The following is a 19304-nucleotide window of genomic DNA, read 5'->3' as shown; positions in this document are numbered from 1 at the left end:
CCTCTGACGGCCGCATCGCCTACGGGTGTGACGGCCGATCGCTCGCGGCCACCCGCCGGTTCAGCAGCTCCAGCCTCGACCGGATCCGGCGCTCGAGAAAATCACGCAGCACTTCCTCGAAAACAGCATTGTCGTCACCGGCGACCATGTGATGGGCGCCGACCACGGTCGCGTACTCCGCGTGTGGCACCAACCGCAGGAAGTGAATCGCATCCTCCTCGCTCAACACGTCGGATTCGCCACCTCGGACCAACATCGTTGGGATACGGAGACCCGACGACGCTGCGCCTAGCGCCACCGGATCGATAAGACGGTTGCGCTGGACGGGTTGATCAGACGGCTCGGCGAGGAACGCGGGGTCCCAGTGCCAGTACCACCGACCATCCCGCTGTCGGAGGTTCTTCTCCAATCCGGAGTGCGTCGCCGGTCGTGGCCGGTGTGGTAGATACGCGGCAATCGCGTCGGCGGCTTCATCGAGACTGGCGAAGCCATCACGCGCGTTCGCGGACATGAAATCCCGGATTCGTCCGGTTCCCGCCGGCTGAAGAAACGGGGATACGTCGACCAGAACAAGCCCGAGAGCCATGTCGCTTCGGCGTCCGAGGGCAGCCAGCGATGAGTTGCCGCCCAGCGAGGCACCGACCAACACCGGTGGGGCCCCGACGTAGTCGACGATTCGGCACACATCGTCGGCGAAATCTTCGAGTCCGTAGGCCTGATCTGGAGACCATTCGCTGTCGCCGTGTCCACGCAGATCCACCGCGTACGTCGACCATCCTCGAGTGGACAGGTCTTCGGCGGTTCGGCGCCACGAATGGCGGGTCTGACCACCGCCGTGCAGCAGGACAACCGGCGGATCGGAAGCGTCACCGTACCGGTCCGCGATCAGCTGAACGTCGCCGGACTCGATCCTGACCGTCGTTGGTTCTGTCATCACTTCTCTCTTCGTGCGAGTAGGTCTGTCGATCGTTCCCAGAGTTCGTCCGCAGCGTCCGGCGCCACCGCGTAGTCACGCACGCCCGTTGTCGCCTCAGGTCCCGTCACCGCGGCAACAGCGCAGTTCTCCAGGTAGCTTCCGCCCCGCTCGGCAAGTTCCGGATTGGTCGCCGCCCACACCGATGTCGCCGCCCCCTGCTCGGGGGTGTACTCGCTCATCGCGGCGGCCGAGCCGCCGGCACGCATCGCGGATAGTGTCTTGTCGTCGAGGTGCCGGGACAGGCCGGTAGCGGGTACGGCTCCCGGGTGCACGGCAAACGCGTGAACGCCTCGAGAGGCCCATCGCCGGTCGATTGCCACCGCGCACAGTACATTCGCGGTCTTGGAGGCGCTGTACTGACGAAACCGCCGATAGGGCGTGGTACCGGTTGCGAGCGAGAGCAGGTCGACATCGCCGTGCCGGTGACCGACGGAGCTCAAGATCACTACCCGGGCTCCCGCCCGTGCGGTCAACAGCTGCTCCAGTGCAGTGATCAGCGCAAAGTGCCCGAAATGATTGACGCCGATGTGAGTTTCGAAACCGTCGGCAGTCCGCCCCTCGGGAACGCCCATCACTCCAGCGTTGGCGATGAGCACGTCCAGTGGAGCGCCGTCGCAGATCAGCCGATCGGCGGCCCGGAGCACATCGCCGATCGATCCCAGATCCATTCCGATCCCGGTCACCACTGCGTTCGGGATCTCGCGGGACAACCGTCGTCCAAGATTGTCCGCGGCCTGCTGCGTGCGAGCCGTGACCACGGTCTCCGCCCCCGCCTTCAGCAAAGACCGTGCGGTCTCGTAGCCGATCCCGCCGGCTGCGCCGGTCACCAGCGCGCGATGACCCGCCAAGTCGGTCCCGGCCAGAACCTGGTCGGCGGTCGGCGCATTCGCCATCAGCCGACCTCGACCACCCGGAACACCGGCGTCGGCTCGCCACCCCGTTCGATCCAGTCGAGTCGGACCCGCTTGCCGATCGCGATGTCGTCGCGGGCCGCGCCGAGCACCGTCGCGGTATAGCGCAAACCCGGCTGCTCGTCCAATTCAACGACCACGACCGGGTAGGGCGCCGAGTAGTCCACCCCGGGTGCCGGTGGCCCCTGATGTAAGAACATCGTGATGTAGATGACCCCATCGCCCGAAACCTCCGATGCGACCACGTCATCGGACCAGCAATTGGGACACAGACCGCGCGGCGGCTGTGACCAGGTATCGCACGAGCTGCACCGGTTCAGCAGGAGTCGGCGGGTCAGCCGACCGCGGTAGTACTCCTTGTTGTCATGATCGATCGGCGCATCGGGGAAGGTCTCCAGGATCTCCCGATCAGTGACCTGTGCCATGCCCGGCTCCTTTCACACATTCGCGGAACGAGCGCGCCCGTTCCGCGAATTCTAGTTCAGTACACTCTTTGCGGGAGAGCCTTCCCTCCAAAACCTGCATCCGAGTCCGTCAGGCCGGCGAAGGGTCCTGCACGCCGGCATGCCGCTTGGCAAGCGTGAGGCCTTCCTCCAACGATGCCGCCGTGACCTGCCATTCGTCGCAGACGCACGCGCACACGTACGCGTCGCCGACCGGAATCGCCGACTGGGCGACACACTCCTCACTGGACGCCGCATCGTTCATGAACTCCAGCGGACTGTCGTACATGACATTGTCGTCACTCATGTCCTTGTCTCCTCATGCTGTGCTTCGCGACACGAGTACTCGCCGCTCTCACGCCGCTGTCGGGATCTCCGGCACGGTCGGAAACAGTTCGCGGTACGCACCCACGGTGACTCGCTCGACCACTTTGGGGTCCACGCCGTCGAACAAGTTGTGCAGGGTCTCCTGGGTGTGTCCGTACGTACCCTCCATGTGGGGGTAGTCGCTGCCCCACATGACGTTGTTGTAACCCATGTGCTGCGCGACCGCCACGGCGGACTCGTCGTGCTGGAACGACGCGTAGACCTGCGAGTAGATGATTTCCTTGATGTCCCGCTTCAGCTTGGGCCGCACTGCCATGTGGTGCTGCCGATATCCCTCGATCATCCGGTCGGCGATGAACGGCACCCAGGTCGCGCCGCCCTCGGAAACGAGCACCTTCAGATCGGGGTGACGGTCGAGTGCACCCGACGCGACCATCTTCATAATGGCCCGCTGACCACCGAACGTGGTTTCGGTGTAATTCAAGACCGCGCCACCGGGTCCGCGGAACTTGACCGGCGCATACTCGCCCTTCGACAAGTCGATCGGGTCGGTTCCGATGTGGAACGCGATCACCATGTTGGCCGCCTCACATGCGGCCCAGAACGGTTCCCAGTCGTCCCGATTGTAGTCCTTCTGCAGGGGGTGCGGCTGGACGGGCATGTAGACGGCGCGATACCCCATCTCCGCGATCCGTTCGAGTTCGGCAACCGCATCCCCGATGTCGAGGGTGGACACCTGACCGGCGGTCACCAGCCGAGGGGTCGCCTTCTCCAGGGTCTCGAAGGCCCAGTCGTTGCTTACCCGCATGGCCTCGCGTAGCACCTCAGGCGTCCGGAACGAACTGCTCCACATGCCCAACGACGGGAAGACCAGTTCCGACCAGACTCCCTCCTGATCGAGATCCTTCATCCGCAGGTTCACGTCCCTGGCCCCCGGGGCACGATTCGTCGCCTCCATGAACTCCTGCGCCGCACTGGTCGGCAGCTTGCGCCGGAAGGCCATTCCGTCGATGTGCACCGTCTCCCATTCGCCATCCTCATCCTTGACCGAACGCGGAACCAATTCCGCCAGCCGCGGGGGGAGGTTGTCCGCCCACAGCGTCTCCGGCTCCAGGAAGTGCGAGTCACCCGAGTTTGCCCAGATCTTGTTTGCCACGAGAACGTTCCTCCTCATCGGCGTGCACCGATGTATTCGGCTACGGCCTGAAAAACCGTTTTTCACATGGTGCGCCGGAACCGAAGGATTGTCAATCGAGTCACATCAGAACACGCCCACATGACCGAATCGCAGGTCAGCGGGTCGATCGATCGATGAAAGACCAGACTTCATCAGTCATCTTCGCCGAGTCCAGCTCGGACGGAGCGGACATGATCTTCGCGAATCCCTCCTCGATCACGGCGCGGATCAGGGGGGCATCGGACTCGGGGTGGGCCCCCGGCAACGAGCCGTCGTCCACCCCTCGCCGCAGCAGCCGGAGCAGTTCGATGTCCTGCCCGGCGGTGTACCGCTGACGCTCGTCGGCGTAGCCGCGGGCGCGGCGGATCTCATCCGAAGTCAGCACGAGCGCACGACTCCGACGACGCGGGTCGGCCGCGAGTGCGAGCATGTACCTGGTCCACCCGCGTAGGGCGGTCCGAGCGTCGACCGCCGCGGCGGCCTCCTCCACCAACATCTGCCGCACTGCATCGCTGTCATCTCGCAACATCGCCAACATCAACGCGTCTTTGGTCTCGAAGTGGCGGTAGAAGGCGCGGGTTGAGATCCCCGACGCGTCGAGCACGGCGGTGATCGGCAACGAGATGCCATGATTGTCCGCGAGGAGCCTGTATGCGGAGTCGATGATTCTGCGACGTTCGGCATTCCGATCGTCGCCGGGACTGCGCCGCTCGCTCACCACGACGTCACAACGCGGCCGATTTGTTCAGCGTCGATCACCGACCGAGCATAGCCGTGCGGTCTGGTCAGCTATCCAATGCTTCCTCGATGACGGTCGCCAGTTCGACCGGACGGTCCGCCTGGACCGAATGCCCGGCATCAGGTACAACTCGCGCGCAGAACCGCGCCGCGCGGCTGGCGAACTCCCGGACGTCGGCATCGTCAACGAATGTCGATTCGCCCCCACGAACCAGCGTGAAGTCGGTGTCGGCGGTTCCGACGTGCTCCCACAACGGGCGGAAATCGTCCGGGCCGGACAGCCGATCGTAGCGCCACGCGTATCCGGTGCCGACCCTCCTGCTGTTGTGTACGACGCCGCGCCGAATAGCCGATCTCCGGCGATGTGGAGCCATCTCGGCAATTCTGTCCGTCATGACCTCGATGTCGTCGAAAAGCTGTGGCCCGGTCGCCAATTCCGTTGTCCCCCGCTCGGTGGTTGACATCACGTTCTGCCGCTCCGCGACCGACGGCGTCACATCTATGATCACGGTGTGCCGAACCAGGCCCGGTTGCAGACCGACCGCGCGGATGGCGGTCAGTCCGCCCAACGACATCCCGACGAGCAACTGCGCGCGAGGTGCGAGTTCGGCGATGGCCGGTAAGACAGCATCCGCCGCCGTCCACGGCATGTAGTCGCGATCGGGCCGCCGATCCGAATGCCCGTGACCGGGGAGGTCGATGGCCACGGCGCCCAGATCGGTCCGCCGGCAGAGCATTTCGAGGATCACACTGTCCCAGGTGTGCGCATTCTGTCCGCCACCGTGGAGGAATACCACCGCCGGTTCTGCTTGAGTCCAACGGAGGGCGCTCAGCGCCCGCCCGCCGACGACGACGGTCTCGCGCTCGACCTCCGGCAACGGAAAGCCGTCGCGACCGATTTCGGACCGGTTCTCGGCCAGGTAGGTGAATTCGTCGCGGTCCGGATCGATCATCGCCCGTCCTGAGCCACGCGCAGAATAATTCCCCCGGCGTTGAAAAAGAAGCCGCCCGGCGTGACAAGCGCGGACCGAGCACCCTGGACCTGGCGTGCACCCGCGCGGCCCTGCAATTGGAGAACGGCTTCGCGGACATGTCCGGAGCCTTGCGTACCGCCGCCGGAAAGGCTTCCGCCGTGGGTGTTGATCGGAATCCGACCGTTGATGAGGACCCGATTCCGATCATGGTCCCAATGAGATGCGAGGAAATCTCCCGCTTCGCCCGGACCACAGAAGCCCACGGTCTCGATCCAGCGCAGCGCGAGCGTCGAGAACCCGTCATACGGAAAGAACACGTCGATGTCCTCGAGCTTCAGATCGCTCGTCCGCCACAGCCGGTCGAGAACGACCTGCTGACCGGTGTGATCGAGATCCTCGAGTTGGTCTTCGTCCGGGTGCGCAGTCATCCCACTGTTTGCGGTGTGTACGAGTACGGCAGGTGCCTCCATATCCGCGGCACGTTCGGCTGTGGTGATCACCAGCGCATCGGCGGCATCAACGGGGTAGTCCATATCCAGAATCGACAAAGGCTCTCGCACCAGACGGGCCGACAAGTACTCGTCCATCGTGAGTGGCGTCTGCAACGCTGCCTGCGGATTGTTCGCCGCATTCGTGCGCCCGTTGATGGCGATGCGACCGAAGGCCTCTTTCGACACGTTGTACTGGTGGATGTATCGACTGGTCCAGGCGGCGTAACCGACGGCGCCGGCGATGGTATCCGGGGTGTGTGCCGGTCGATTACCGCCCAGCCCGGCACGCAGGCGATACGGATCGGCCAGGGCCGATCGCGACGTTCCGCCCGCTCGTCGGGTGGCGTGGTAGGCCAGGACGACGTCCGCGGCCCCCGCGAAGACCGCATTGACGGCCTCCACGATCTGGAAGGTGAACGGGATCGGGGTGTTCACCCACCATCGCGTCGCAGGCAGCCCGAGTCCGGAGGCGATCTCGTGCGCATACACCTCGGTGGAACCGCAGATGCCATCGACATCCCGCTTGTCCACTCCGGCGTCGCGCAGCGCGTCCCGGCACGCGCGCAGAGCGAGAGTGCGAGCCGTCGTGCCCGATTCCCTCAGGTGCGGCGTGCTGCCCACGCCGACGATGGCGACCTGGTCTTTCACCGGATTTCTCACTGCGGCACCCTTCCTGGACCCCCGTCATTGAGTGCACTTTACCGGAGGAGCGGCTGCATTACGCCACGCGGGTTACGAACGATCGACGGTCGCTTCCCGCACGGGCCGTCCCTGCGAGGGCTCGTTCAACAAGATCGTGACGTCCGTGAAGCCGATCTTCTCGCCGACCCCGCCGACCCGCAGCGCTCCGCTTCGTATCGAGGAGACCTCAGGAATCACCTCGACCATCATGGAGACCCGCATGAGCAGATCGACGACGGCATCGAGATCCACTGCCTCGACATCGCGCAGACCGGCGAGGACCGGGTAGGTGCGCAGCGACTCCACCATGGCGAGCGCGTCCCGGTCGGTGAGCGGCGTCACCCGGTACGCCACGTCGCCGAACACGTCGACTATCTCCGGCGCCGACCCCAGGGCGAGCACCGGACCGAAGATCGGGTCGTCGAGCACACGTAGCGTCAAGGTGGCGTGCGTCGCCGAGACCTCCGACGTCTCGATGACGGCCAATCCGAAGCAGCCCAACAGTTCTCGCACTCGGTCGGAGTTCATGACACCCGGACCGCAAGCTGCGACGAGACTCTTGGCGTCGGACACCGATATCCCCGGCGGCTCCTTCACGACCCCGACCGGCAAGCGCAACCAGTTGCCGTATGCGGCCGCCCGGCCGAGTGCTGTCGCAGCAGACTCGGGGAACCGGTAGGACGGAATGGTGCGGCGATCGTCAACGCGGAGTTCATCGATGAGTCCCTCGGTCGAGACGAAACTGGCCACCACCGGTTTGGTGGGCACCGCGCCCGCTTCCGCGACCAGAGCCTGCGCAACCGAATCGGATTCGTCGATGAGGGGTGGGAGGAAGAGAACGATGACGGCGTCCACGCCGAAGTCGGACAGCAACGCGCGCAGCGCTTCTCGATACTGTTCTGCCGTGGCGTCCGGTCGGAGGTCGACCGGGTTCGACGACGATGTCGCGCCGATCGCGTCGAGTGCCTCACGAGTCGCTGAAGCTGGTTCTGCAGACACGAGCCCGGCGGAACGGCTCGCGCCCAGAGTGAGTGCGCCCGGCCCCGCGGCATTGGTGAGAATGGCCACCCGCGGACCGGCGGGCACCGGTTGATTCGCCAGGAGCAAGGCGGTGTCGAACATCTCCTGCATGGTTCGCGTCCGGATCACGCCTGTCTGCGAGAACAGTGCGTCGAGCACAGCGTCGGAATCAGTGGGGACCTCGTCCGCACCCGATGGCGCAGACCGGGTGAAACTCCCGGGATGCACCGCGATCACGGGCTTTCGAAGGGACAACCGCTGGGCCGCGCGCGCGAACTTTCGGGGATTCCCGAACTTGTCCAGATGTAGCAGGACGACTCCGGTCGACCGGTCGCCGCCCCACCACTGCAACAGATCGTTGGAGGACACGTCGAACGAGTCCCCCAGGGACACGAACCCGCGGAATCCGAGATTGAGTCGACGGGCGTGATCGAGGATGGCCAGCCCGAGGGGCCCGGACTGACTCACCATGGAGACGCGGCCACGTGGCGGCACGGCGGGTGAGAAGGTCGCGACCAGGTCGCCCGACCCACGAACGCTGAGACTGACCACCCCCATGCAGTTCGGTCCGATCATCCGCATGTCGTGGCCACGCACCAGGCGGACGAGCTCTTGCGCGTCGCGACCGGACTCCATCCCCGCACTGACGACGATCACTGCCCGGATGCCGCTGTCCACACATTCCTGCAGCACCTCGGTGACGATGTCGGCCCGTACCGCGACGACGGCTAGGTCCACGGAGTCCAACTCGCGTACCGACTTCACACAGGCAACACCGTCGATGTCGGTGATGTTCGGATTGACCGGGTATACCGGACCGTCGAGGCCGCCTTCGCGCAGGTTTCGGAACAAGGCGTTTCCGACGGTGCGGGGTTTGCGGCTGGCACCGATCACCGCCACCGACTTCGGAGCGAAGAACAGCCCGAGCGACGATCCGATCGCGACGCGCTCACGTCGGTCCGATCGCGCGAGCACACGTCGTTGCGGGTCGATGGCGACGTCGACATGCTGGACGGAGCCCGGCTCACCGAATTCGACACGGTAGCCGGAACTCTGCAATGTCCGGAGCATGGGGAGGTTCTCGGCCAGGACATCGGCGTCGAAGACCGTGATCCCCCGATCGCGGGCCGCTGCCGCCAGGTGTTCGAGCAGCAATCCGCCCATCCCCATGCCCTGGAACGCATCCTCGACTGTGAACCCGACGTCGGCCCGGTCTTCCGAGGAACGGGTGTAGTCGGCCATCCCGATCACGCGATCGTCGAGAGTAGCGAGAAGCACTAGACGGCCGTGGAAATCATTGTCGAGGAATTCCTCGGTGCTGGCACGATCCATCGTCACCACCGGACCGAGGGTGCGGAACGCCACCGAGCGCCGCGACAGGCGCCCGTAGAAGTCGAGAACGGCGTCGGAATCGCGCACGGTGCCCGGCCTGATCAAGATCGATCTGCCGTCTCGCAACAGTCCGGGACGCTCCAAGTCGGCCGGATACTCCGTCATATCAGCCACTCTAATGGGCCGAACCCGCGCGGGTAGCCGACCGCTCACCTGCAACAGAGTCCGCTCGACCGGGAGGCTTTCCCAGCCAGACCGTCAATAAGTACACTAAATAACGATACCGGGTTACAGAGAAGAAGAATGAGGTGGGCAGTGGTAGACATCGACGAGGAATTCGAGAAGAACACGGGCGCGGAGCTGCTCGATGACGATATCGAGCGCGCCAAGGGCCTGATCGGGATCAATCTGGCGAGCAAGCATCACGAGCTCATCTCGACAGCGACCTACGACTCGATCCGCAACTTCGCGATGGGCGTCGGGGACGACAACCCTCTTTACGTGGACGAGGACTACGGCACCACGACGCGCTGGGGAGACCAGATCGCGCCCAACAGCATGTCGCAGATCATCGGCGCGCCCATGTACGGCGACCCGATGCCCGAAGATGCGAAGAGACTCGCCAAGAGCTTGTTCCGGGGAATCCACGCATTCGTGTCCGGCGGAGCCACCGACTGGTACCGCCCCATCTATCCCGGCGATCGGTTGTACTCCTACAACGGTGAGGAGTCAGTGGAGGTCAAGGAATCGGAGTTCGCCGGCCGCTCGGTGATCCGCGTCCGGCGTGACGTCAAGCTCAACCAACGCGGAGAAGTTGTCAGTGTGCACCGCATCCTGCAGGTGCTCACCGAACGCAAGACCGCGAAAAAACGAGGCAAGAACCTGTCGATCGAACCCGCTCGTTACTCCGACGAGGACATCGCTGCTCTCGACGAGATCTATGCCTCGGAGACACGACGGGGCGCCGATCCCCGCTTCTACGACGACGTGACAGTGGGCGACACCCTGCCCCCGATGCTCAAGGGTCCGCTGACCACCACCGAGGTGATCGCCTTCCACGCCGGCGGTTACGGTTTCGTCCCCTACGGCCTGAAGTCCTCGCGGCTGGCCTATCAGAACCGCAAACGCATTCCGGCGTTCTTCGTCAAGGATGATCTCGGGGTACCCGACGTCGCCCAGCGCCTGCACTGGGATTCCGATTGGGCGAAGGCGATCGGCAATCCCATGGCGTACGACTACGGCGTGATGCGCGAGACCTGGTTCACGCACTACCTGTCCGATTGGGCGGGCGACGACGCCTTCGTGGTGCGCCAGCAGGACTCGATGCGCAAGTTCAACTACCACGGCGACGTCCAGCAGCTGTCTGGTGAGGTGACGGGCAAACGCGAGGAAGGGGGGTTGTTCCTCGTCGATCTGTCGCTGAAGATGACGAATCAGCGCGGTGTCGAGACCTCGTTCGCCGACGCCACGATCGCGTTGCCGTCCCGCGGCGGGGGCGCCACCCTCCTGCCGGAGGTACCGGTCAAGATCGCGCGCACGACGAACCAGATGTGGCAACGCCACCTGGAACTCGCCGAGAAGAAGCGCAGAGCTGCCAGATAGGCGCAGGGAGCGGGAGTGGTGTTCCGGCACGTCGGGTCGGAACACCACTCTGATCTACCGGACCGTTCAGCCGGCAGGATCGGGGTCGGTCAACCTTTCGCCCGCAACTCCCGGCGCAGCAGCTTGCCCGTCGGCGAGTACGGCAACGAGGAACAGAATTCGAACGATCTGGGCAGTTTGAAGCCGGCGAGCGAACGCGCTGCGAAGGTCTTGATGTCCGCCATGAGTGCCTCCGCGTCGTCGATCTCACCGGTGGCGACCACCACGGCGTGAACCCGTTGCCCCCATTTCTTCATCGGGCAAGCCGACAACAGCCACGTCATCAACCCGCGGGTGCTCGCGTAGTGCCTCCTCGACCTCTGCCGGGTAGATATTGACAGCGCCGGACAGGATCAGATCGGTCCGTCGATCGACGAGGTAAAGCCAGCCGTCGGGGTTTATGTATGCCAGATCGCCGGCCGTGTAGAAATCGCCGCGACGACTCTCGGCAGTCTTCTCCGGTTCACCGAGGTATTCGCTGTTCACACCCGTCGGGTTACGGATCCACAGATTCCCGACCTCGCCGGCCGGGAGCTCATTGCCCGCGTCGTCGAGCACCTGCATCGCGGCGCCGTTGCCGTCGTACCGCCCGACGCTCCCCGGGTGTGCCAGCCAGTCGGTCGGTGAGATAGAGGTACCGAACCCCTCAGACGAGGCGTAGTACTCCCACAACACCGGCCCGAACCATTCCATCATCGCGGTCTTCACCTCGACCGGCGTGGCCGCGCCGGCGTGGCTCACCACGCGTAGGGATGTCACGTCGTACTTCTCCCGGACCGAGCGCGGGAGTTCAGCAGACGCTGGAAATGGATGGGCGCCAATTGCGCCGAGGTCACCCGATGTCGCTCTACCGACTGCAGGAATCCTTCGCTGTCCCACCTGCCCGGCAACAAGACCGTTTGCCCGTGATGCAACGACATCGTGGCCCACGCCCCCGGCGCCCCGCGGTACAACGGACCGCTCACCAGGCTCACACTGCCGGGGTCGTACACCATCCCGCGCAACGCGAAGATCGACGCGTGCGCGCCGATGGCCGTCTCCGGAGCCACCGCATTCGACACGGGCCAGATCGTGCCCTTCGGCCTGCCCGTCGTACCGGCTGTGTACAGCATCGGTTGCGCCCAGATCCGTTCCGCCGGTGCCTCGGTCGCCTCTGCGTCCCGGGTCAGCGTCCAGTCGACCACATCGGTCTCGTTCGACGAGTCGACGACGACGAGCGCATCCCTCGCTGCCGCGAGGGTCAAGGACACAACGCCGCCCTTGGCGGCTGCATAGGCCGATTGGCCGATTTGACCCTCGTAAGCTGTGCCACTGGCCGTGGCGACGATTGCACCGCGCTCACCTCGTTCATCAGGTGAGTTGTTGGCGAGGTCGGCCGCGACGAGACGCAAGACGTTGTAGGTGCCGGCGAGGTAGACCGAGATCGTGCTGTTGAACCCGTCCATCGTCGCCGGGGAACCATCCCGCTGGACGATCTTCTCCACGGTGCCGCCGGCCCCGTGTGCTATCACGGCCCCCGGAGATCGCCGATCTCCCGGGCGGCCGCTACGGCGTCGAGGACCGCGTCCTCGTCAGTGACGTCGGTACGAAGACTGCGAACCCTCGGTCCCAGCTCGCGGACGAGCTCGTCGGCCCGCTCAGTGTCAAGATCGGCGATCAAGACCGAGGCGCCGTCGGCCACCAACTGGCGTACCGCTGCCTCGCCGAGCCCCCAGCTCCGCCGGTGACGATAACAACGCTTTCGGTAAGGTTCACTTCCTCTTACTCCCTGCTGTGTCGCCACCCGCCGATGCGGGCGAGCGTAATTTGTCCTGCCTTCGGGGTGGCGGATGACCCGCCCGGACCCGGTAAGCCTGTTGGCAGCTTACCTCCATTGAGTATCCTAATTGAAGGCAAAAAGGGAAGTCGCCTCCGGAGCCGATCCGGCCGGGTGACCGCGATCCAGGTGTGACTCGACACCCCCCCGCCAGGACGAGGGGAACTTGATGGCATGTTGCGGCAGCTCATCCCCCCTTTCGATCGAATCTCCAGGACCGGACTCGTAGTCCCCAGAACCGATCAGCGCTCCGAACGTCGTGCCGCCCCATCCCGCGCCCGCCTCCCACCATCATCCGATCGCTTTCTACGGGTATCCTTATCGGGTACTAGTCGCCCGGCATGCGTTCATCCTCGCCACGTCCGCCGGAACGGCCCGACGCCAGGAGAAACGACGTGCCCTCCCCAACGCCGGAGCTCGGTCCATCGACGGTCGTCCCCGCCGGTATGCTCAACAGCCGAGGACGGCCGCATGAGCGCAAACTTGCGCGTCGCATCGCAACTCAGCTGGAAGATGACATCGTCCGCGACGGCTGGGACGTCGGTTCGGTCTACGCCTCCGAGTCGGAACTGCGTGAGCGCTACAACGTGAGCAGAGCAGTCCTTCGCGAGGCAATTCGCCTCATTGAGCACCGTGGGGTCGCAGTGATGCGGCGTGGACCCTACGGAGGGCTGATTCTGCAGGAACCGGATGCGGCGCCTCTCACCGCCGCCGTAGTCGTCTACATGGAGTATGTGGGCGCGACGGTCGAGGACGTTTTGTCCGCGCGCTTGTTGCTCGAACCGTTGGCCTCGCGGCTTGCCGCCGAGCACATCAACGAGGGCCAAGTTGCCACTCTGCGCCAGGTTCTGATCGCTGAGCGAAGCTACGGCGCGGTCGAGACCTCGAAGCGAGAGCACCTCCATAGAACGCTCGCGACGCTATCCGGCAATCCTGCCCTGGGTGTTTTCATCGAGGTCCTGAGTCAGTTGACCGTCCGCTACGGCACCGCGCCAAGGACCCCTGGTAGCGAGGCTACGGCCCTGTCAGCGCAATCAGACGCCATTCGCGGGAGCATCGTCGAGGCCGTCGTCGCCGGCGATGTGTCCGTCGCCGAGCGGCGCACAGTGCGGCACCTGCAGGCAATCCGTGACTGGATGCTCTCGGCCCGACAGCACCCCATCGACCGCGCCGGCGCGGCACCAGACTATGCCTCGTCCGAGAAGGTGAAGCTGGCCGAACGCGTGGCCTGGCAGCTTCTGGAAGACATCGCCACCAGTGGGTCCACACCCGGTGCGGTGTTCGGTTCAGAACCCGAACTGCAGGCGCGATTCGGTGTCAGCAGAGCAGTCTTTCGAGAAGCCGTTCGACTCCTTGAATATCACGGAATCGCACGGATGCGGCGAGGTCCGGCAGGGGGGCTGATAATCACGGAACCGAGTCCCGCTGCCTGCATCGACTCGATGGCAATCTACTTGGAGTTCCAGCGAGTTCGCTCCGATCAGCTCCGCGAGGTCCGGGTGGCTATCGAAACCGGCATCGTGGAGTCAATTGTCCAGCGCATCGAAGAGCCTCGGGTACAGCGTGCGCTGCAGGAGTGCCTTCGGGTCAAGATCGGCACAGCGCGCGACGAGATCGGACCGCTTTCGCTTGACTTTCACTTTCAGTTGGCGAGAATCGCCGGAAACCCGATCCTCTCTCATTTCCTGGAGATTCTGGTCAACGTCTGGGACCGGCACTCCAAGAGGAGTGCCCACGAACTGATGGATGACGAGCAAATCAGCGAAGCGGTGGACAGGGCGCACAGCTCCATCGTCGAGGCGATGATGGGGAAAGACGCGTCACTAGCGCGGAGACGGATGGTCAAGCATCTCGGCGCGCTAGATCAGTGGTGGGAATGAGGGCATGCCGACGAACAACCGACGGTGTACACTTGCGCCAAAGCGTCAACCCGAAGTTACCCTGAAGACGTATTCTCAGCACGACCTGCCACCATCAATGCCGCCTGGCCGGTCGAACACCTGCGGGAATACTGCTCGCTCGCGACTTCTCACTGTGCTACGAAAATGGTCGACAACCCACCTAAATCGGTGACAGTGCAACGGACTCAGGAATCACTCGTCGAGGCGTCTTCAGTGGTGCGGCGCCGATCCGCTTTTTGACCGCCTGATCGTGCTACAGGATCTGACCATCAGCGGCGGCTTCAGTATCTACCCCCCAGGAAGTTGAGGACGCACTCAGCTGCCATCCCGCTGAGTCTAGCGCGGCCGTTTTCAAAACTGTGGAAGAACGCCCGCTGGGGCGAAGCCGTGACCGCCGCATTGGTGCTCTCTGCGGTGCTCTCTGCGCCCGGATACCTCAGCTAGCCCCGGAAGGACTCGCTCACCATGTACGCGATCCCGGGGGAGCGCTTCAAACCCCGAAAACGATCCGGATCGTCGACTCGCTGCCGATAGTGGCCGTCGGCAAAGCCGACAAGAGGTCCTTGGTCCGAAGCTGGTCTCACGGCTGAATCGCAACTGCAGTTGACTCGTCCCGGCATTCGACGATCGCTAATGCCAGCGTCTCGTACCGGTCGGCCAGTTCCTCCGGTGTCAGCGGTCCCCGTGGACGCCACCACATTTAGGTGTGCACGCACCGGAAATGATGACAGAAGTGGGCATGGGGATCCTCCAATCGGGCCGCCCCTGCGCCGCGGGGCGAGCCGGGTCCACTCAGCGACCAAGGGGCGATGAATAGTACCGTACAACTAGCGGGTCCGTGCGGTCGACGGATCGGGCAGACTCGCCACCGGTGGCAGCGATAGAAGCATTCGAAGATCTCGACGCCCGCGACACCCTCGAACTACTCGCTTGGGCCCCTGACCCGCGGACCGCGGCCCGGATGTAGGTCACCCAGATCGAAGCCGCGTTGAAACGTGCCGGTCGCCGCGGCGACCTACAGGCCAGAGCCGCGGGGGATCCAGGCGATCCTGCGCGGGCAGCAACTGGGCCGGGCGCCGGTGATCACCGCCGCCTACGCGGCCGGCACCAAAGCCACGGTCGCGTTGCTGGTCACCCTCGACGCTCAAGCGAAACCCTGAACAGCGGGGTCGAGGCCCATTTCGGCTGGCACGCGGACGCTGAGATTATCCTGTCCCAGCCAGGACTGGGCGTGGTTCTCGGGGCCGGGGTGCTCGCCGAGGTCGGAGACGACCACACCCCGCTACGCGAACGCGAAAGCGCGCAAGAACTATGCCGCGCCCTCCCCGATCACCCGCGTATCGGGGAAATCGAGGGTCGTGGTGGCACGGTTCGTTCACCAGGACCGCCTCGTCGACGCAGTGCTCACTCAAGCCTTCTGCGCGCTGAAAGCTTCACCCGGCGCCCGCGTCTGCTACGACAAGCAACGAGCTCGGGGCCTCATCCACAGCGCCGCACTGCGCCATGTCGCCAACCGGCTTGTCGGCATCCTCCACGGCTGCCTGAAAACCAGGACGCACTGCGCCGAGACCACCGCGTGGGTAGCACACTCACCGACCACAACAGCCGCGGCTTGACAACCCAAGAGCTGGGATGCCTCAGAGACCGGCGAGTTCGCGCACGAAGGCTGTCGCGGGCCCGGCGTCGTAGGAACGCAAGATCTGCAGTTTCTCGGCCTCGAACGAACCTTCGGCATGGGTGGCGAGTACACGCTGGTACCCGCCGTAGTTCCGGACGGCGAGATCGGCGATGAAGTTCGCGATGCGCAGTCGCTCCTCCCCGGAGACCGCACCCCCGTAGTACTTCTCGAGTACGGCCCGGACCTCGGGGTTCTCCCAATCGCCGACACCAGGGCCGGTGATGAGCAGGCCGCCCGCCAGATCGATGAGATGCGTAGTGGCGGTGCTGAAACCATGGGCGAAGTGATACTTCGCCATATTGACCGCGAGCGGATCCGGTCGCCATACACCGTGTTCAGTTTCTACGGCCCGCATGGCAGCGAGGTCCGTCAGCCCGCGTACGGTCTCGGACCACGTGATCAATTCAGTGATCTTGGTCTTTACATGACCGGCGCCGGAGATCCCGTTGGCCTCGGCCATCAGCACGGCCGCGCCGACGATCTGATCCAGTAGGGGCCGCTTGTAGTTGATGGCGGTGAACCGGTGGAAGTCCACGAAGGCCAGCGCCAGCGGGCCGGCCAGTTCGGGTTGACGGTTGAGGAATACCCGGTCCTTCGGCACGCGGACATCGTCGAATACGGTGAGAGATTCCAGCAGCTTGTGCCGCGACGACAGCGGATGTTCGAAATCGTTGACCGGGCCATCGGCATACGGCGAGACATACAAGGTGAGACCGGGGGTGTCGATCGGAATGGCGAAGGCCACGGCATAGTCGGTATCTGCCTGGCTCATCGCGCGGGTGGGGATGACGATGATCTCGTCGGCGTTGGCCGAGAACGACGTATGCGTTTTCGCCCCGCGCACGGTGATGGTGTCCTCGTCTTCATCGACGATGCGCAGGTAGAGGTCGGGATCGGCCTGTTGGGACGGGCCGCGCGAACGGTCGCCTTTGACGTCGGTCTGTCCGACGCAGAGCGCGACATCGTTGCGCCGGACGTGTTCGAAGTAAGCTCGTGCGTTCTCGTTGCCCTGCCCGGTGGTGGCGCGAAGGAGCGCGAACAGTGCGTCCGAGCCGACCTCCTTCAATACGATCGTGCCGCCACCCAGCCGGGAGACCTGCTCGATCAGCTTGCCTCGGCGGACCAGATCCTCTGGGGTGGTCGGCGGAATCCAGAAGTACGACGTCGGCTCGCCGTCGATCTCGGTGACCGCGAGTTCGGGATGGCTGTCGTGGATGGAGTAGCACAGGCTCGAGTGCCGTGCCGCCAGGGCGAGTGCTGGATGCCGGGTCACATCCTTGACGTGTTCGCCCTGGTAGATGACTCTGCGACCGTCCACCAGCGCGGCCAGGTAATCATCGACTCTCCGCAAACCCATGCCCACGCTCCTTGTTCGTTTACGAAACCGTTAATATGAGTTATCAAACGATAACCTATCGATTGATAAGATATCTGCCAGCGTGTGAAATCCCACAACGAGGACGTGTAGAGCGATGAGCGAGAGCGATGCACGGCGCACCAACGGGCGAGCAAAAGTGCTGGCGGCTGCCGCGCGCTGCATGGTTCGCCGCGGGTACTTCGGAACTTCGATTCGTGACATCGCCGCAGAGGCGGGGATGACTTCGGCCGCGCTCTACCACCATTTCGCGTCCAAGCAGGACATCCTCGTCGCCATCATGACAACCGCGCTGGCGGATGCCCGTGTCGGAACCGCGCAGGCGATCGCCGGAGCCGGTAGTTCACCGACCGACCGCCTCCGGGCCGCAATCTACGCTTGGGCGCTCTTTCACGCCCTGCGCCGCGATGATGCGCTGGTGGGCGCCACGGAGATCCGCAGCCTCGACGAGGGGCACCGGGAACAGGTGGTGGCTTGGCGTGATGAACACGAACAAGTCTTTCGTGACCTGGTCGCAGCAGGGGTAGACGCAGGCGATTTCGAGGTCAGCGACCTCGAAATCGCTACTCGCGGCATCCTTACGATGGGCACATCGATCGCGACATGGTTCGACCCCAACGGGACGCTGTCGCCGGAACGTGTCGCCGAGGAGTTTGTCGAGCTGGGTCTCGCGCTAGTGCAGGCTCCTCGGCGTGTGGCAGCCCTCGGCGCCGGAGCGGATCGCCAGCATACCGGCGAAGACCAGCAGCAGCAGCACGAACACAGTGGATCCGAGATAGCATGCCGGTAAGGTGGTGTCCTGCATCCACAAGGCTTCGCGCATCGCCGCCGGCATTACCTGCTGGCGTCGAGCGGGGAGCCCCTCGGGCTTGCCGCTAGGAGAGGCATGGCCCGGAGGGTGAGCGGGGATCCGTCGGGACGCTGCGGGCCTGCCTGAATGTCATGGTCGCCGAATACTCCTCCGCGGGTCACCGTTCCACCGCGATCAACTTCGACACCGCGCGCCAGCCGATCGGCGGAACCCTCGGCGGCATTATCGTCGGAGTCCCGCTCACCCAATTCGATTGGCGAGCCGTCTTCGCCTTCGGTGCCGTCGCCATCCTTTGCACCGCGCTGATGCGGCCGCCGTCCTGCCGAATCGGTGGACTTCCTCCTGACCGGACCGAGTAGTTCTCGGCGTGGACACGGGTGATCTCGGCGGCGAGGTGTTCGTCACGGATATCGCGTTTGGATGGCGGACGGTTGCGGGTGTCGTAGTAGTTGGACGGCGCGATCGGGCAGCCGTGCTCGGTGAGCACTCTGCAGATCGGCTCGACGCCGAACTCCTCTTTGTGGGTGTCGATGTAGTCGACGATCACTTGTTTCGGCGGTCGAGCTGCGCCGCGAAGAAGGTCGACGCCGACTGAAGAATTTCGTTGGTGCGCTTCAGTTCTCGATTCTCCGCCCGCAATCGGCGCATCTCTGCTGCCGTATCGGTGCTCACCCCGGTCGCTGGCCGGCGTCGACCTGGTCCTTACGGATCCAGTTCCGCAGGGTCTCGGTCGACCCGATCCCGAGTTTGCTCGCGACCGAGGCGATCGCCGCCCACTCCGAGGGATGCTGCGACCGGACTTCGGCGACCATCCGCACGGCCCGTTCACGAAGCTCGGGCGGGTACCTCTTCGACGATCCTGACATGACTCCATCCTTCCCAAGGAACGAAGTCTCCAGACAAGCCGGGGATTCATTCCCGCCGCCTGACCAACGGAACCGTATGCGGGAGACATACAGACGGCTATGCGCGCGGGTAAGAATGTGCTGAAAGTCAGTGTCCCAGAAGTAGG

General features: G+C 64.4%; 22 protein-coding genes and 1 other annotated feature. Of the genes, 5 read left to right on the top strand and 17 right to left on the bottom strand.

All coding sequences use genetic code 11. From position 1 onward, the window contains the following. Window positions 1-19: 19 nt before the first annotated feature. The 9 genes from ABZS43_RS20065 to ABZS43_RS20025 form a co-directional block, all read right to left on the bottom strand. Entirely contained in the window at window positions 20-934 is a 915-nt protein-coding gene (locus ABZS43_RS20065) for an alpha/beta hydrolase (protein ID WP_355037414.1), read from the bottom strand. Then, a complete protein-coding gene (locus ABZS43_RS20060) occupies window positions 934-1869 on the bottom strand; it encodes an SDR family NAD(P)-dependent oxidoreductase (protein WP_355037413.1) in 936 nt (311 codons plus the stop codon). The genes ABZS43_RS20065 and ABZS43_RS20060 overlap by 1 nt, the downstream gene beginning before the upstream one ends. Continuing rightward, window positions 1869-2312 (bottom strand): OB-fold domain-containing protein, encoded by a 444-nt coding sequence (locus tag ABZS43_RS20055; RefSeq protein ID WP_355037412.1) that lies wholly within the window; start codon window positions 2310-2312, stop codon window positions 1869-1871. Before ABZS43_RS20055 ends, ABZS43_RS20060 begins: the two co-directional genes overlap by 1 nt. A 109-nt stretch (window positions 2313-2421) precedes the next feature. Further along, window positions 2422-2637, bottom strand: a complete 216-nt coding sequence (locus tag ABZS43_RS20050; RefSeq protein WP_355037411.1) for a hypothetical protein — start codon at window positions 2635-2637, stop codon at window positions 2422-2424. 48 nt (window positions 2638-2685) lie between these two features. Continuing rightward, on the bottom strand, window positions 2686-3813 hold the full coding sequence (locus tag ABZS43_RS20045) for an amidohydrolase family protein (protein ID WP_355037410.1): 1128 nt from the start codon (window positions 3811-3813) through the stop codon (window positions 2686-2688). Window positions 3814-3949: 136 nt separating this feature from the next. Further along, complete coding sequence (locus ABZS43_RS20040) at window positions 3950-4552, bottom strand: TetR/AcrR family transcriptional regulator (protein ID WP_355037409.1); 603 nt, start codon at window positions 4550-4552, stop codon at window positions 3950-3952. A gap of 67 nt (window positions 4553-4619) precedes the next feature. Then, window positions 4620-5525 carry an alpha/beta hydrolase gene (locus ABZS43_RS20035; RefSeq protein ID WP_355037408.1) on the bottom strand — a complete coding sequence of 302 codons (906 nt, stop codon included), beginning with the start codon at window positions 5523-5525 and terminating at the stop codon, window positions 4620-4622. Further along, complete coding sequence (locus ABZS43_RS20030; protein WP_355037407.1) at window positions 5522-6472, bottom strand: thiolase family protein; 951 nt, start codon at window positions 6470-6472, stop codon at window positions 5522-5524. Before ABZS43_RS20030 ends, ABZS43_RS20035 begins: the two co-directional genes overlap by 4 nt. Window positions 6473-6769: 297 nt before the next feature. Beyond that, on the bottom strand, window positions 6770-9283 hold the full coding sequence (locus tag ABZS43_RS20025; RefSeq protein ID WP_355037433.1) for a GNAT family N-acetyltransferase: 2514 nt from the start codon (window positions 9281-9283) through the stop codon (window positions 6770-6772). Window positions 9284-9385: 102 nt separating this feature from the next. Between ABZS43_RS20025 and ABZS43_RS20020 the strand changes: the two genes are divergently transcribed. Next, on the top strand, window positions 9386-10672 hold the full coding sequence (locus ABZS43_RS20020) for a MaoC family dehydratase N-terminal domain-containing protein (RefSeq protein ID WP_355037406.1): 1287 nt from the start codon (window positions 9386-9388) through the stop codon (window positions 10670-10672). 89 nt (window positions 10673-10761) lie between these two features. Here ABZS43_RS20020 and ABZS43_RS20015 read toward each other — a convergent pair whose 3' ends face one another. The 4 genes from ABZS43_RS20015 to ABZS43_RS20000 are packed head-to-tail and all read right to left on the bottom strand — an operon-like array spanning window position 10762 to window position 12392. Further along, entirely contained in the window at window positions 10762-10938 is a 177-nt protein-coding gene (locus ABZS43_RS20015) for a hypothetical protein (protein WP_355037405.1), read from the bottom strand. Continuing rightward, window positions 10919-11455, bottom strand: a complete 537-nt coding sequence (locus ABZS43_RS20010) for an AMP-binding protein (protein ID WP_355037404.1) — start codon at window positions 11453-11455, stop codon at window positions 10919-10921. The genes ABZS43_RS20015 and ABZS43_RS20010 overlap by 20 nt, the downstream gene beginning before the upstream one ends. A gap of 11 nt (window positions 11456-11466) precedes the next feature. Beyond that, complete coding sequence (locus ABZS43_RS20005; protein WP_355037403.1) at window positions 11467-12222, bottom strand: SDR family NAD(P)-dependent oxidoreductase; 756 nt, start codon at window positions 12220-12222, stop codon at window positions 11467-11469. Beyond that, on the bottom strand, window positions 12219-12392 hold the full coding sequence (locus ABZS43_RS20000) for a hypothetical protein (RefSeq protein ID WP_355037402.1): 174 nt from the start codon (window positions 12390-12392) through the stop codon (window positions 12219-12221). Before ABZS43_RS20000 ends, ABZS43_RS20005 begins: the two co-directional genes overlap by 4 nt. Before the next feature lie 530 nt (window positions 12393-12922). Here ABZS43_RS20000 and ABZS43_RS19995 point away from each other — a divergent pair. The 3 genes from ABZS43_RS19995 to ABZS43_RS19985 all read left to right on the top strand — a co-directional run bounded on the left by ABZS43_RS19995 (window position 12923) and on the right by ABZS43_RS19985 (window position 16044). Further along, window positions 12923-14407 (top strand): FCD domain-containing protein, encoded by a 1485-nt coding sequence (locus ABZS43_RS19995; RefSeq protein ID WP_355037401.1) that lies wholly within the window; start codon window positions 12923-12925, stop codon window positions 14405-14407. Between the two features lie 1016 nt (window positions 14408-15423). Continuing rightward, window positions 15424-15588, top strand: coding sequence for a hypothetical protein (locus ABZS43_RS19990; protein ID WP_355037400.1), 165 nt, complete (start codon window positions 15424-15426; stop codon window positions 15586-15588). A 201-nt stretch (window positions 15589-15789) separates the two neighbouring features. Beyond that, a complete protein-coding gene (locus tag ABZS43_RS19985; RefSeq protein WP_355037399.1) occupies window positions 15790-16044 on the top strand; it encodes a hypothetical protein in 255 nt (84 codons plus the stop codon). A 21-nt stretch (window positions 16045-16065) separates the two neighbouring features. Here the strand turns inward: ABZS43_RS19985 and ABZS43_RS19980 are convergent, their stop codons facing one another. Further along, a complete protein-coding gene (locus tag ABZS43_RS19980) occupies window positions 16066-17463 on the bottom strand; it encodes a 4-hydroxyphenylacetate 3-hydroxylase N-terminal domain-containing protein (RefSeq protein ID WP_355037398.1) in 1398 nt (465 codons plus the stop codon). Window positions 17464-17578: 115 nt separating this feature from the next. Between ABZS43_RS19980 and ABZS43_RS19975 the strand changes: the two genes are divergently transcribed. After that, window positions 17579-18271, top strand: coding sequence for a TetR/AcrR family transcriptional regulator (locus tag ABZS43_RS19975; RefSeq protein WP_355037397.1), 693 nt, complete (start codon window positions 17579-17581; stop codon window positions 18269-18271). A gap of 178 nt (window positions 18272-18449) precedes the next feature. Here the strand turns inward: ABZS43_RS19975 and ABZS43_RS19970 are convergent, their stop codons facing one another. The 3 genes from ABZS43_RS19970 to ABZS43_RS19960 form a co-directional block, all read right to left on the bottom strand. Further along, the gene (locus ABZS43_RS19970; protein WP_355037396.1) at window positions 18450-18839 is read right to left on the bottom strand and encodes a hypothetical protein; all 390 of its coding nucleotides are present in this window, start codon (window positions 18837-18839) and stop codon (window positions 18450-18452) included. Then, window positions 18747-18875, bottom strand: a sequence feature (AL1L pseudoknot). Its footprint overlaps the gene before it by 93 nt. Beyond that, entirely contained in the window at window positions 18836-18964 is a 129-nt protein-coding gene (locus ABZS43_RS19965; RefSeq protein WP_355037395.1) for a hypothetical protein, read from the bottom strand. It overlaps the preceding feature by 40 nt. The genes ABZS43_RS19970 and ABZS43_RS19965 overlap by 4 nt, the downstream gene beginning before the upstream one ends. Next, window positions 18961-19158 carry a transposase gene (locus ABZS43_RS19960; protein WP_355037394.1) on the bottom strand — a complete coding sequence of 66 codons (198 nt, stop codon included), beginning with the start codon at window positions 19156-19158 and terminating at the stop codon, window positions 18961-18963. Before ABZS43_RS19960 ends, ABZS43_RS19965 begins: the two co-directional genes overlap by 4 nt. Window positions 19159-19304: the final 146 nt, after the last annotated feature.

It is taken from the genome of Nocardia sp. NPDC005366 (assembly GCF_040606855.1).
Classification (GTDB): Bacteria; Actinomycetota; Actinomycetes; order Mycobacteriales; family Mycobacteriaceae; genus Nocardia.
This window is presented reverse-complemented; position numbering and strand designations above follow the sequence as displayed.